The organism is Kribbella sp. NPDC050124, from assembly GCF_044460355.1.
Classification (GTDB): Bacteria; Actinomycetota; Actinomycetes; order Propionibacteriales; family Kribbellaceae; genus Kribbella.
The window spans coordinates 29,349-41,576 of sequence record NZ_JBITJU010000014.1 but is presented as its reverse complement, the minus strand read 5'-3'; the positions used below and the strand labels follow the sequence as shown (position 1 = coordinate 41,576).

At 68.2% G+C, this 12,228-nt stretch carries 15 protein-coding genes and 1 riboswitch; of the genes, 8 read left to right on the top strand and 7 right to left on the bottom strand.

Translation table 11 applies throughout. The features are described 5' to 3' along the window. The first annotated feature begins 76 nt into the window (after positions 1–76). The gene (gene pstA, locus ACIBL3_RS28285) at positions 77–997 is read left to right on the top strand and encodes a phosphate ABC transporter permease PstA (RefSeq protein ID WP_396356644.1); all 921 of its coding nucleotides are present in this window, start codon (positions 77–79) and stop codon (positions 995–997) included. 22 nt (positions 998–1,019) lie between these two features. Further along, positions 1,020–1,796, top strand: a complete 777-nt coding sequence (gene pstB, locus ACIBL3_RS28280) for a phosphate ABC transporter ATP-binding protein PstB (protein WP_396356643.1) — start codon at positions 1,020–1,022, stop codon at positions 1,794–1,796. Positions 1,797–1,844: 48 nt separating this feature from the next. On the opposite strand, the gene ACIBL3_RS28275 is transcribed toward pstB, so the two are convergent. Further along, positions 1,845–2,399 (bottom strand): hypothetical protein, encoded by a 555-nt coding sequence (locus ACIBL3_RS28275; RefSeq protein ID WP_396356642.1) that lies wholly within the window; start codon positions 2,397–2,399, stop codon positions 1,845–1,847. A gap of 104 nt (positions 2,400–2,503) precedes the next feature. Between ACIBL3_RS28275 and ACIBL3_RS28270 the strand changes: the two genes are divergently transcribed. Continuing rightward, the gene (locus ACIBL3_RS28270; RefSeq protein WP_396356640.1) at positions 2,504–3,208 is read left to right on the top strand and encodes a hypothetical protein; all 705 of its coding nucleotides are present in this window, start codon (positions 2,504–2,506) and stop codon (positions 3,206–3,208) included. Positions 3,209–3,244: 36 nt separating this feature from the next. On the opposite strand, the gene ACIBL3_RS28265 is transcribed toward ACIBL3_RS28270, so the two are convergent. Then, positions 3,245–3,685: a DUF2752 domain-containing protein gene (locus ACIBL3_RS28265; protein ID WP_396356639.1), complete on the bottom strand. Its 441-nt coding sequence runs from the start codon at positions 3,683–3,685 to the stop codon at positions 3,245–3,247. Positions 3,686–3,791: 106 nt separating this feature from the next. Between ACIBL3_RS28265 and ACIBL3_RS28260 the strand changes: the two genes are divergently transcribed. From ACIBL3_RS28260 to ACIBL3_RS28250, 3 genes are all read left to right on the top strand, one after another. Beyond that, entirely contained in the window at positions 3,792–4,526 is a 735-nt protein-coding gene (locus ACIBL3_RS28260) for an RDD family protein (protein WP_396356638.1), read from the top strand. 72 nt (positions 4,527–4,598) lie between these two features. Beyond that, complete coding sequence (locus tag ACIBL3_RS28255; RefSeq protein WP_396356637.1) at positions 4,599–5,159, top strand: RDD family protein; 561 nt, start codon at positions 4,599–4,601, stop codon at positions 5,157–5,159. A gap of 43 nt (positions 5,160–5,202) precedes the next feature. Further along, the gene (locus tag ACIBL3_RS28250; protein ID WP_396356636.1) at positions 5,203–5,838 is read left to right on the top strand and encodes an RDD family protein; all 636 of its coding nucleotides are present in this window, start codon (positions 5,203–5,205) and stop codon (positions 5,836–5,838) included. Here ACIBL3_RS28250 and ACIBL3_RS28245 read toward each other — a convergent pair. The 3 genes from ACIBL3_RS28245 to thiC form a co-directional block, all read right to left on the bottom strand. Next, a complete protein-coding gene (locus ACIBL3_RS28245) occupies positions 5,835–6,389 on the bottom strand; it encodes a hypothetical protein (protein WP_396356635.1) in 555 nt (184 codons plus the stop codon). The genes ACIBL3_RS28250 and ACIBL3_RS28245 overlap by 4 nt on opposite strands. Next, complete coding sequence (locus ACIBL3_RS28240) at positions 6,386–6,943, bottom strand: transposase (RefSeq protein WP_396356634.1); 558 nt, start codon at positions 6,941–6,943, stop codon at positions 6,386–6,388. Before ACIBL3_RS28240 ends, ACIBL3_RS28245 begins: the two co-directional genes overlap by 4 nt. 271 nt (positions 6,944–7,214) lie before the next feature. After that, on the bottom strand, positions 7,215–8,840 hold the full coding sequence (gene thiC / locus ACIBL3_RS28235) for a phosphomethylpyrimidine synthase ThiC (protein WP_396356633.1): 1,626 nt from the start codon (positions 8,838–8,840) through the stop codon (positions 7,215–7,217). Further along, positions 8,832–8,952, bottom strand: a riboswitch (TPP riboswitch). Its footprint overlaps the gene before it by 9 nt. Before the next feature lie 90 nt (positions 8,953–9,042). Between thiC and ACIBL3_RS28230 the strand changes: the two genes are divergently transcribed. Together ACIBL3_RS28230 and ACIBL3_RS28225 are read left to right on the top strand one after the other, a co-directional pair. Further along, positions 9,043–9,789, top strand: a complete 747-nt coding sequence (locus ACIBL3_RS28230; protein WP_396356631.1) for a lysophospholipid acyltransferase family protein — start codon at positions 9,043–9,045, stop codon at positions 9,787–9,789. A gap of 149 nt (positions 9,790–9,938) precedes the next feature. Then, entirely contained in the window at positions 9,939–10,460 is a 522-nt protein-coding gene (locus ACIBL3_RS28225; protein WP_396356629.1) for a hypothetical protein, read from the top strand. A 3-nt stretch (positions 10,461–10,463) separates the two neighbouring features. Here ACIBL3_RS28225 and ACIBL3_RS28220 read toward each other — a convergent pair whose 3' ends face one another. Together ACIBL3_RS28220 and ACIBL3_RS28215 are read right to left on the bottom strand one after the other, a co-directional pair. After that, the gene (locus tag ACIBL3_RS28220) at positions 10,464–11,462 is read right to left on the bottom strand and encodes an anion permease (protein WP_396356628.1); all 999 of its coding nucleotides are present in this window, start codon (positions 11,460–11,462) and stop codon (positions 10,464–10,466) included. A 2-nt stretch (positions 11,463–11,464) separates the two neighbouring features. Next, positions 11,465–12,097 carry a DUF47 domain-containing protein gene (locus tag ACIBL3_RS28215; protein ID WP_396356627.1) on the bottom strand — a complete coding sequence of 211 codons (633 nt, stop codon included), beginning with the start codon at positions 12,095–12,097 and terminating at the stop codon, positions 11,465–11,467. Between the last annotated feature and the right edge of the window lie 131 nt (positions 12,098–12,228).

The window sequence follows — 12,228 nt, the reverse complement described above, 5'->3', positions numbered from 1 at the left end:
GCGAGCGCAGCGAGCGAATCAAAAAGAACAGCCCACTATGTGCCTCATCGGCGCCCGGAGCGAAGCGAGGACGACGATGAGTGTGATTGCCGAGAACCGGCCGACGTACGACGGTAAGACGCTGGACCTCACCGGGAAGTCGGGGGCTCGCGCCTTCCGGAACACGCTGGCGACTGTGCTGATCACGCTGGCGTTCCTGGTCGCGCTGATCCCGCTGGTGTGGATCCTCTGGACCGTGATCAGCAAGGGCTACAGCCTGCTGCTGGACGCCAACTGGTGGAGCCAGTCGCAGCGCGGCATCACCGTACGGCGGGAGGGCGGCGGCGCATACCACGCCATCATGGGCACGCTGATCATGGGCCTGATCACCGCGCTGATCGCGGTCCCGATCGCCGTGCTGGGCGCGATCTACCTGGTCGAGTACGGCAAGGGCACCAAGGTCGCCCGGGCGGTCAGCTTCATGGTCGACGTCCTCACCGGTGTGCCGTCGATCGTCGCCGCGCTGTTCATCTACGCGGTCTGGATCACGGTGTTCGGCTTCAACCGGGTCGGCTTCGCGGTCTCGCTGTCGCTGGTGCTGCTGATGCTTCCGGTCGTACTGCGCTCCACCGAGGAGATGCTCAAACTGGTGCCGGACGAGTTGCGCGAGGCGTCGTACGCGCTCGGGGTGCCGAAGTGGAAGACGATCCTGAAGGTGGTCGTGCCGACGGCGTTCGGCGGCATCGTCACCGGCGTGATGCTCGGCCTGGCCCGCGTGATGGGTGAGACCGCGCCGCTGCTGATCCTGGTCGGCTACTCCAAGAACATCAACCTGAACCCGTTCGACGGGTTCATGGGCGCGCTGCCGACGATGATCAACCAGGACCGGACCGAGCTGGCGCTGGAGCCGGCCGCGGACCGAGTCTGGGCGGCGGCGCTCACACTGATCCTCCTGGTCCTTGCCCTCAACCTGCTGGCCCGGCTGATCGCCCGGTTCAGCACGATCAAGTCGAAATAGTCACGAGAGGTTCTGAGTCGATATGGCGAAGCGCATCGAGGTCAGCGGCCTCAACGTCTACTACGGCGATTTCAAGGCCGTCGAGGATGTGTCGATGACGATCGAGCCCCGCTCGGTCACCGCGTTCATCGGCCCGTCCGGCTGCGGCAAGTCCACCTACCTGCGGACCCTGAACCGGATGCACGAGGTGATCCCCGGCGCCCGGGTCGAGGGCAAGGTCATGCTGGACCAGCAGGACCTGTACGCGACCGGGGTCGACCCGGTGGCGGTCCGCCGGGTAGTCGGGATGGTGTTCCAGCGGCCGAACCCGTTCCCGACGATGTCGATCTTCGACAACGTCGCGTCCGGGCTGAAGCTGAACGGGGTCAAGGACCGCAAGAAGCTCAACGAGGTCGTCGAGCGGTCGCTCAAGGGCGCCAACCTCTGGACCGAGGTGAAGGACCGGCTGGACAAGCCCGGCGCGGGCCTGTCCGGTGGTCAGCAGCAGCGGCTGTGCATCGCCCGGGCGATCGCGGTCGAGCCCGAGGTGATCCTGATGGACGAGCCGTGCTCGGCGCTGGACCCGATCTCCACGCTGGCGATCGAGGATCTGATCGAGAAGCTGAAGGACCAGTTCACCGTGGTCATCGTCACCCACAACATGCAGCAGGCGGCCCGGGTGTCGGACCAGACCGCGTTCTTCAACCTGGCCGCGACCGGCAAGCCCGGCCGGCTGATCGAGATGGGCCCGACGAAGCAGATCTTCTCGAACCCGAACGAGAAGGCGACCGAGGACTACATCACCGGCCGCTTCGGCTGATCCCGCCGTACTGCGCAGCGCGGCCCCCGGCGGGGCCGCGCTGTTCTTTTACACGCAGAGCGTCCGGGCAAAGTTGACCCGGGCAAGGGTGTCGGCGACCTCGCGGGGCGAGCTCACGCCGACGTGGGTGTTGTGGGTGCGGTTGCCGTTCTGCACCGTGACCTGGACGAAGCCGGTGGTCTTGCGCTCCTTGCAGAGCAGGAAGAGCAGGCCGAGCAGGCAGGCGAGGGCGAACACGATGGCCAGGATGATCGCCCAGGCGGGGATCTTCTCCTCGGTCCGGGACATGTCCATGGCCGACCAGTTCGTGCCCTGGGTAGGCAGCACGCCGGCCGGGGTGACGATCCGGAACTGCTCGACCGAGATGTCGCCCACGGTCACGAGCACCGGCCCGCTCGGCAATCCCTGCAGGGATTGGGCAGGCTGGTACGGGCCGCCGGCCGGTGGCTGGTACGGCCCCGGCGGTGGCCCGGGCTGCGGGGACGGCGCCGCCTCGAACGTCGGCGTGGGCGGCTCGTACTGGACCGGGAGGTGGCGGGTCGGGTCCGGCGTCTGATCCCCGGGACGGCCATCGGACGCCGGGGGCTGAGGGGGATGAGTCACCCGGCTAACCTTAGGTGTTCAAAGGATCCGGTGTGGGTGCGTGACCACCGCCCTGTGGAAAAGATAGCCTGCGAGGATCCTCGACGTTCTCAGAAGGGACCGCGGTGAGCACTCCGACGCCTCCCGGCGACGACCCGAACGACCCGAACCGGCCGCAGGACACCCCTGGCGAGACCCCTGGAGAGCAGCCCGGCCAGTACGGCGAGCAGAACGGGCCCAGCCAGTACGGCGAAGCCGGCCCGTCGGACGACGACCAGCCGGGCCAGTACGGCCAGCAGCCTGGTCAGTACGGCCAGCCGGGTGGATACGGGCAGCAGCAGCCTGGTTATGGGCAGCAGCCCGGTTATGGGCAGCAGTCGCCCTACGGCCAGCAGCAGCCTGACTATGGGCAGCAGGGCGGGCAGTACGGCCAGCAGCCGGGCTACGGGCAGCAGCAACCGGGCCAGTACCCAGGTCAGCCGGGGCAGTACGGCCAGCAACCGGGTTACGGACAGCAGCAGCCGGGCCAGTACCCGGGTTCGTACGCTCAGCAGCAGCCCGGCGCCTACGGCCAGTACCCGGGCCAGGGTGGCTACGGCTACGGCAGCGGCGCCGCCCCGCAGAACAACACCCCGCAGACTCTGTCCATCATCGGCATCGTCTGCTGGTTCTGCTGCGGCCCGGCCTCGATCGTCCTCGGACTGATTGCCCAGAGCAAGTTCCGGGAGCAGGGCCGGCCGGACACGCTGGCCAAGGTGGCCTGGATCGGCGGCATCGTCTCGATCGTGCTGTCGATCGTGTCCTACGCCACCGGCCTGGTCAACTACTGAGCGCGACGCTGAACCGCCGCCCGGTCCGGCGGCGGTTCAGTTCAGGTTGCGCGCGACGCCGTACACGACGAACAGGGCGATCAGGCCCTTGATCACCCAGTCCACCGTGCGTGAACTCATTTTCAGCCGAGGCAACCGGACGAGCCGGAGCGACTCGAGCGACCAGGCAAGCAATTGGTAGCCCACGGCAACACCGATGAGTGGGCCGAGCACCAGCACCACCGGGTTGAAGTGCCAGGCGGCGACCAGATCGCCGCGGAGCATCGCGGCAGCCATCCTGGTGGCGCCGCAGAACGGGCAGTTCAGGCCCGTGGTTGCGTGCAGCAGGCAAGGAATTCCGATCCGCCCGCCGGAGAGCTGGTAGACGGCGGCGAGCCCGAAGCCGCCGATCCCCGTGGCGGCCAGTCCCAGCACCCGCCTGTCCACAGGCTGGACCGGTCCGGTCGGCCGCAGTACGACGTTCAGCGAAAGGCTCACCCGACAACGGTAACTCTCATCCCGTGGGATCCGTGAGCATGGGTGAGCCGTCGGACCACTAGCCTGCAACTCACTCCTCAAGTAGCTATCAGTAGAAGGGATCGTCGTGAGCTCTCCGACGCCACCGCCGGGTTACGGCCCGCAGGACGCGCAGCAGCCGGCTCAGTACGGCCAGCCAGGCCAGTACGGACAGCCTGGGCAGCAGCCGGGCCAGTACGGGCAGCAGCCCGGCTACGGCGCTCCGCAGCAGCCGGGCTACGGCCAGCAGCAGCCTGACGGGTACGGCCAGCAGCAGCCGGCGCAGTACGGTCAGCAGCAGACGGGCCAGTACGGTCAGCAGCCGGGGTACCCGCAGCAGCCCGGGCAGTACGGGCAGCAGCCGGGTCAGTACGGCCAGGCCGGTTACCCGCAGCAGTACGGCCAGCCGGGCTTCGGCGCCGTCCCCGGTAACCTCGCCGCCTGGCCGAACCGGGTCGGCGGTGCGCTGATCGACGGTCTGATCGTCGGTGTGCCGTACGGCATCGGCAGCGCGTTCTCGTCCAACGAGAACCTGGCCGTCGTCGCGATCATCTTCTACCTCATCGGTATCGGCCTGGCGATCTGGAACGTCGTGATCCGCCAGGGCAGCACCGGCCAGACCGTCGGCAAGCAGGTCCTCGGCCTGAAGCTGGTCGGCGCGGACACCGGCCAGCCGATCGGCGCGGGCAAGACGTTCGTGCGCCAGCTGACCCACATCCTGGACAGCGCCGCGTGCTACGTCGGCTACCTGTGGCCGCTGTGGGACGAGAAGCGCCAGACCTTCGCGGACAAGATCAACAACACCTACGTCATCAAGCTCTGACGTAGCCCGCGCAGCACCGGACGCCGTGGCCTGTCGAGGCCGCGGCGTTCGGCGTTCCGGAAAGGACCCCAGGTGAGCACCCCTCCGTACGGCGAGCCGCACCGGCCACCGCAGTACCCGCCAGGGCAACCGGGTGGCTACCAGCAGCCCCCGCAGGGCTACAACCCCTATGGACAGGGCCCGGGCTACGGCTACGGGTACGCACCGCCCGGGCAGCTGGCCGGCTGGCCGATCCGAGTCGGCGCGTCGCTGCTCGACTCGCTGATCCAGTTCATCCCCACTGTCACCGGGATCATCGTGGCGCTCGTCATCGACGGCAACCAGGAGGAGCTGGGCGCAGCCGGCGGCATCGCGATGCTCAGCGGGTTCTTCGTCGCGTTCCTGGTCTGGGTGTGGAACCGGGTCGTCCAGCAGGGCCGCACCGGCCAGTCGTTCGGCAAGAAGGTCACCGGGTTGAAGGTCGTGCACGCCGAGACCGGTCGGCTGATCGGTATCGGCTCGACCCTGGGCCGCGAGTTCTGCTCGGTGCTGTTCAACAACATCTGTACTCTCAACGTGCTCTGGCCGCTGTGGGACGAGAAGCAGCAGACCTGGCACGACAAGGTCGTCAACGACGTGGTCATCCGCCTCTGACCGCCTGCGGACGCCGACTGACGCTGGAAGAGATGGAACCGATGTGAGTACGCCGACACCACCACCGCAGGACCGTCCGTACGGACAGCAGCCTCCTTACGGCCAGCCGCAGTACGGGCAGCCCCAGTACGGACCGCAGTACGGGCAGCCGCAGTACGGGCACCCGCAGCAGGGCTACAACCCCTACGGGCAGCAGCCCCAGTACGGCTACGGGTACGGCGTACCGCAGGCGCCCCTGGCCGAGTGGGCGCCGCGGGCCGGCGCCTACCTGATCGACGGCCTGATCAGCGGCGTGCCGCTCGCCATCGGGTACGCCGTCTTCATCGCCGACATCGCGATGCGCTCCGACGACCTGTCGTCGTCCAACGACGCCCCGGGCGCGTTCGCGATCATCGTCTTCCTGCTCGGGATCGTCGCCAGCATCGGCCTCTCGCTGTGGAACCGGGTCTTCCGCCAGGGCAAGACCGGGCAGAGCGTCGGCAAGAGCGCGCTGAACCTGCGCCTGGTCGACGCCCAGTACTTCACACCGGTCGGCGCCGGCAAGGCGTTCCTGCGCGAGTTCCTGAGCGGGCTCTTCAACAACGCCTGCTTTCTGAACCTGCTGTGGCCGTTGTGGGACGACCAGAAGCAGACCTGGCACGACAAGGTGATGACCACCTACGTGATCAAGACCGACTAGCGCGACAACAGGAATCCGGCGCAGGTGACCGACCACAGGACGCTGGTGAAGGTGCCGATGATGAAGCGCTCGGCCACTGCCTGCGGGGTGACCGAGGCGGGCTGATCGGGGCTGCGCAGCTCGGGGTAGCGGGCCAGTCCCTTGATGGCCAGCACGATCGCGAGGCCCTCCGGCCAGCCCGCGACCAGGGCGGCGTAGATGGCGCCGCGCTCGAGTGAACCGATCAGCGCGCCGCCACGCAGTACCTCGCCGGCTTTCTGCGTCGACTGAGCTCTGGTGTTGCCCCGGTCGACCAGAGCCAGCACAGACGTCGTCAGCGGCCCGCCACCGGTGACTGCGAGCCCGCCGGCCAGCACGAGCAGGACGTTCCACCAGCGCTCGCGCCAGCCGTCCACACCGTCGCCTGCGAGCAGCAGGAGGCCGACCGCGATCAGACAGGCCAGCATCACCCCGCTCAACACGATCTGTACTGCGGAGCCGGCCCTTGGCACCCACGCCGCTACGGCGACGACCAGGGCAGCTGCGGTCAACGACAGGATGAGTGCCGTCACGCAGCGGCCCCTGGGCCCAGCAGCTGGGCTGCCAGCTTCCGTCCGCGTTGCTCCTCGGCGAAGCCGGCCGCCTGGGCCCGTTGCGTCACCGCCGACTGGCTGATCCCCAGCTTCACGCCGATCTCCCGCCTGGTGAGTCCTTCGGCCAGCAGGTCGGCCACTGCCCAGCCGCGTTCGCTACGCCGCCGCAGCACCGACGCCATCAGCCACAGCACCGTCTCGACCTGTTCCGCGACGCGGGCGTCGGAGCCGACCACGTTGACGTGGTGCGGGCTCGACTTCGCCCGGTTCACCGCTTCCCGCGCGTTCACGAACGCCTCGCCGCTGCCGGCTCGCGTGCTGCGTGGCAACGGCTGGGCGACATCGCCGACCCCGAGGCCGACGTACCAGGTGTCCGAGCGCAGCAGCTCGACGATCACGTCGATGGTCGCGCGCGCCTCCGAGAGCACGCCCTGCACCTCGTCGCCGGCCGTCCGCTCGAACCTCCGGAGCAGCCCGGTCCGCCGCGGCCGCCGGTTCAGGGTGTTCAGTAGCTCGGGTACGAGATCGGTCATGCTTCGGCTGCCCCGTTGATCTACCGTGAGAACGAAGACCATCGCCACACCTCCTTCCCGACGCATTAAGGCTACAGTCTTATTCACGTAGAGTGAAGGAAGAAACCTGAATCGGTTCACCCGATCACTCCCAGTGACCGCTCCGCGGGCCCGCCGATCTCCCAATTCTCCGCTGGATCCAGACTGCCCGGCATCTCGACTCGCCCGCGACTTCACTCCGCGTCAGCACGGTTCGGGCCCGGAGTACGGCGTACTCCGGGCCCTCGAACCATCAGTCGGCCAGCGGCAGGTACAGCTTCTTGTCGTGTGCCGCGAACGTCTCCGACATCTCGGCGAAGCCGGCTTCGATGGCCTCGGTCGAGGTCAGGCCCTTCTCCTCCGCGTACGCGCGGATGTCCGCGGTGATCCGCATCGAGCAGAACTTCGGCCCGCACATCGAGCAGAAGTGCGCGGTCTTGGCGGGCTCGGCGGGCAGTGTCTGGTCGTGGTACGACCGCGCGGTGTCCGGGTCCAGCGAGAGGTTGAACTGATCCTCCCAGCGGAACTCGAACCTTGCCTTGGACAACGTGTCGTCCCAGTCCTGCGCACCCGGGTGGCCCTTGGCCAGATCGGCTGCGTGGGCAGCGATCTTGTAGGTGATCACCCCGGTCTTCACGTCGTCACGGTCCGGCAGGCCGAGGTGTTCCTTCGGCGTGACGTAGCAGAGCATCGCCGTACCCAGCCAGCCGATCTGGGCCGCGCCGATCGCCGAGGTGATGTGGTCGTAGGCCGGCGCCACATCAGTTGCCAACGGCCCCAAGGTGTAGAACGGCGCCTCCCCGCACAGCTCCTCCTCGAGCCGCACGTTCTCGGCGATCTTGTGCATCGGCACGTGACCCGGACCCTCGATCATCACCTGGACGTCGTGCTCCCAGGCGATCTTGGTGAGTTCCCCGAGGGTCCGCAGCTCGGCGAACTGCGCCGCGTCGTTGGCGTCCGCGATCGACCCCGGCCGCAGCCCGTCGCCCAGCGAGAACGTCACGTCGTACTCGCGCAGGATCTCGCAGAGCTCGGCGAAATGCGTGTAGAGGAAGGACTCCTGGTGATGCGCCAGGCACCACGCGGCCATGATCGAGCCGCCGCGCGACACGATCCCGGTGATCCGTTGCGCGGTCAGTGGGACGTACCGCAGCAGTACGCCGGCATGCACCGTCATGTAGTCCACACCCTGCTCGCACTGCTCGATCACGGTGTCGCGGTAGACCTCCCACGACAGCGCTGCCGGGTCGCCCTTCACCTTCTCGAGCGCCTGGTAGAGCGGGACCGTCCCGATCGGCACCGGCGAGTTGCGCAGGATCCACTCGCGCGTCTCGTGGATGTTCTTGCCGGTGGACAGGTCCATCACGGTGTCCGCGCCCCACCGGGTCGCCCAGACCAGCTTCTCGACCTCCTCCTCGATCGAGCTGGTCACGGCGGAGTTGCCGATGTTCGCGTTCACCTTCACCAGGAACTTCTTGCCGATGATCATCGGCTCGGACTCCGGGTGCCGCCGGTTCGTCGGGATCACGGCCCGGCCGCGGGCCACCTCGTCCCGGACGAACTCCGGGTCGACGCCCTCCCGGACGGCGATGTACTTCATCTCCTCGGTGATGGTGCCCGCCCGGGCGTGCCCGACCTGAGTCAACGGCGTCCGCCCGGCGATCCAGTCCCGCCGGAGCGCGGGCAGACCGGCCTGTACGTCGATCTGCGCGGAGGAGTCGGTGTACGGGCCGGACGTGTCGTACAGGTCGAAGTGCTCGCCGTTGGTGAGGTGGACGCGGCGGGCGGGGACGTTCAGCTCGCCGCGGTAGATCTTCTCCGACCCGGAGATCGGGCCGGTGGTGACAGTGGGTCGGACGCTGTTTCCGATGGTTGTCACGATTGCTGCTCCCTACGCCGGAATTACCCGGACAGGTTCGGCGGTCGGCGGCACCGGGTTCACCCAGCCGCCCTCTCAGCCCGCTACGGTGCGAGCTCCCGCGATCTGAAGTTGTCGCCGTCCACCCTAGCGAAGAACTGGATACGGGATTCCGTGGGGCGCGTCACGGCCGCCGGTTGACCTGAGCCGGTAGCGTTCGGGAATGCGCGACCTCGTGTACCCGCCGGTGATCGGCTTCGCGAAGACGGCGTTCAAGGTGCTGGACCTGAAGTTCCAGCTGACCGGGACGGAGAACGTGCCGCGAACCGGTGGCGCGGTGATCGCGATGAATCACATCTCGTACGTCGACTTCGTGCTCGGCGGGTTCGGCGCGCTGCCGAGCAAGCGGCTGGTGCGGTTCATGGCCAAGGAGGTGCTGTTCCGCAACCGGGTCTCCGGCCCGTTGATGCGCGGCATGCACCACATCCCGGTGGACCGGGCGGCCGGTACGGCGTCGTACCGGCAGGCGATCGAGTACCTGAACGCCGGGGAGGTGGTCGGCGTCTTCCCGGAGGCGACGATCAGCCGGTCGTTCGAGCTGAAGGAGTTCAAGTCCGGCACGGTCCGGATGGCCGCGGAGGCCGCCGTACCGGTGCTGCCGATGATCCTGTGGGGGACGCAGCGGATGCTGACCAAGGACCATCCGCGCGACTTCTCCCGGCACCGCACGATCGCGATCACCATCGGCGAGCCGATCACGGTCACCGCGGCGGACGACCCGACCGAGGCGACCGCGCAGCTGCGCTCGACCATGGCCGGCATGCTCGACCGCACCATCCGCGCCTATCCGGAGCAGCCCGCCGGCGCCTGGTGGCTGCCGGCCTCGTACGGCGGCAGCGCGCCCACGCCCGTCGAGGCCGAGCGGCTGGACCGGGAGGAACTGGCCCGCCGGGCCGCCCGCAAGAAGTAGTCGGCTACCGGACAGGACCTTGACCCCGGTACGGCGTGGGGGTACTAAGAGCACTTGGTGTAGTAGCAGGTACCTGGGGGGTCCCTGTGCACTCGGCCGCGTGGTGGCGCGCGGGGCCGTCGTATTCAGGTAGGCGGGGGAAGTTGCTGGTGAAGTCATCCGAAGAGCTGCATCTGTTCGAGCCGGGGATCCTGACCGTGGCTCCGCATGTCGCGGAGGAGATCCCCGACGTCGGCGCGTTCTTCCTCGACTGGGCGATCCGGGGCCTGAACCCGGGGCAGGCTCGGGAGGTGGAGTCCGCGATCAACGGGCGGCGCTGCCAGAACGGCTGGTTCCCGCTGGAGAGCCTGGACAACATCGGCAGCCGCGGCTTCTGGCGCGGCCCGCTGACGTACCTGGCCCGGATGACCGCCGACGACGGCGCGATCCTCCAGGACTGGTCCGCGAGCGGGCTGGACGGCGAGAACCGGAGCAAGCTCGAGGCGACCGCGAACCACCTGCTCTTCCAGCAGGGCCACGCAGCCGCGGCCACCTGGGTGGTGGCGGTGCGGCCGCAGGCGTACCTCGACCTGACCGGACTCGGCGATCGCCTGGCCGCCACCTGGGAGCTCAACCTCGGCTCCATCCGCCCCAAGGAGGTGGCCAAGGCAGTCCGCCGCTGGAACCGCTGAGGCTCACTCCAGGATGAGGTGGGCCAGCCCGTAGCACAGCGCGGCGACCGCGCCAGCGGCCGGGATGGTCAGGATCCAGGCCGTCACGATGCCCTTGGCGACACCCCAGCGGACCGCGGACAGCCGCTTGGTCGAGCCCGCGCCCATCACCGCGGAGGTGATCGTGTGCGTGGTGGAGACCGGTGCGTGCAGGCCGATCGCCATCACGTACAGCACCGACGCGGCGATCGCCTCCGAGGCGAAGCCACGGGCCGGGTCCAGGTGGATGATCCGCCGGCCCAGCGTCCGCATGATCCGCCAGCCGCCGGAGTACGTCCCGAGCGAGATCGCGGTCGCGGCGGCCAGCTTGACCCAGATCGGGATGCCGTCGCCCTCCGACACGTAGCCGGTGGTGAGCAGGGCCAGGAAGATCACGCCCATCGTCTTCTGAGCGTCCTGCAGGCCGTGGCCGAGCGCCATCGCGGCGGCGGACAGCGACTGGGACATCCGGAAGCCCCGGGTCACCCGGCCGGGGTTGCTGCGCCGGAACACCCACAGGATCGCGGTCATCAGGATGAACGCGCCGAGGAAGCCGATCGTCGGTGACATCACCATCGGAATGACGACCTTGTCCAGGATGCCGGACCACAGCACCGTGCTGGCCGAGGCGAGCCCGGCGCCGACCAGGCCACCGATCAGCGCGTGCGACGAGGAGCTGGGCAGGCCGAAGTACCAGGTGATCAGGTTCCAGGTGATCGCGCCGACCAGGGCACTGAGCACGATCACCAGCCCGTGCTCGCCGGACGGCGTGCTGATGATGCCCTTGCCGACCGTCTCGGCCACCTCGGTGCCGAGCAGCGCGCCCACGAAGTTCATCACCGCGGCCATCGCCAGCGCCACCCGCGGGGTCAGCGCCCGGGTGGAGACCGACGTCGCGATCGCGTTCGCCGCGTCGTGGAAGCCGTTGGTGTAGTCGAACACGAGCGCGATGACGACGACCGCGACGACGAGCGCGAGCTCCACGCTCAGCTCTCCTTGACGGCGATCTGCTCGACCGTGTTCGCGACGTGCTCGAACGCGTCGATCGCGGCCTCCAGCAGGTCGACGACGGTCTTCACCTTCATCACCATCAGCGCGTCGTACTCGCCGCTGAACAGCTTGGCGATCAGCCGCCGGTGCACCGCGTCACCGGTGTTCTCCAGCCGGTTGATCTCGATCCAGTACTCGGCCAGGTCCTTCATGGTGCGCAGCCGCGGCATCGTCTCCGCGGTCAGCTGCGCCGCCCGCTGCAGCACCTCGATCTGCTCGGCGATCTCCTCCGGCAGCTTCTCCAGGGCGAACAGGTGGACGGCGTCGACCGCCTCCTCCATGTAGTCCATGACGTCGTCGAGGTCGGAGGCCAGCCGGTAGATGTCCTCGCGGTCGAACGGCGTGACGAACGTCGAGTTCACGCGCCGGATGATCGAGTGGGTGGTCTCGTCCGCCGCGTGCTCGGCGTCCTTCATCTGGGCGGCGATCTGGTGACTCGACGACAGCCCGGTTCCCGCCGTACTGCCGAGCAGCTCGGCCAGGATCCGGGATCCGTCCACGAGGTGGTTGGCGGACTCGGTGAAAAGGTCGTAGAACGTCGGGTCGTTCGGACGCAGACGTAACGGCACTTCAAGCTCCGGATGAACGAGGGACAAACCGTGAACATGCTAGGGGGAACGGGCCGTTGACGCGGCATCCGCCTAGCCAACGTACCGCGTTGCGGTGAACTCCCCCGCCTGGACACGACCGGTCAGTAACC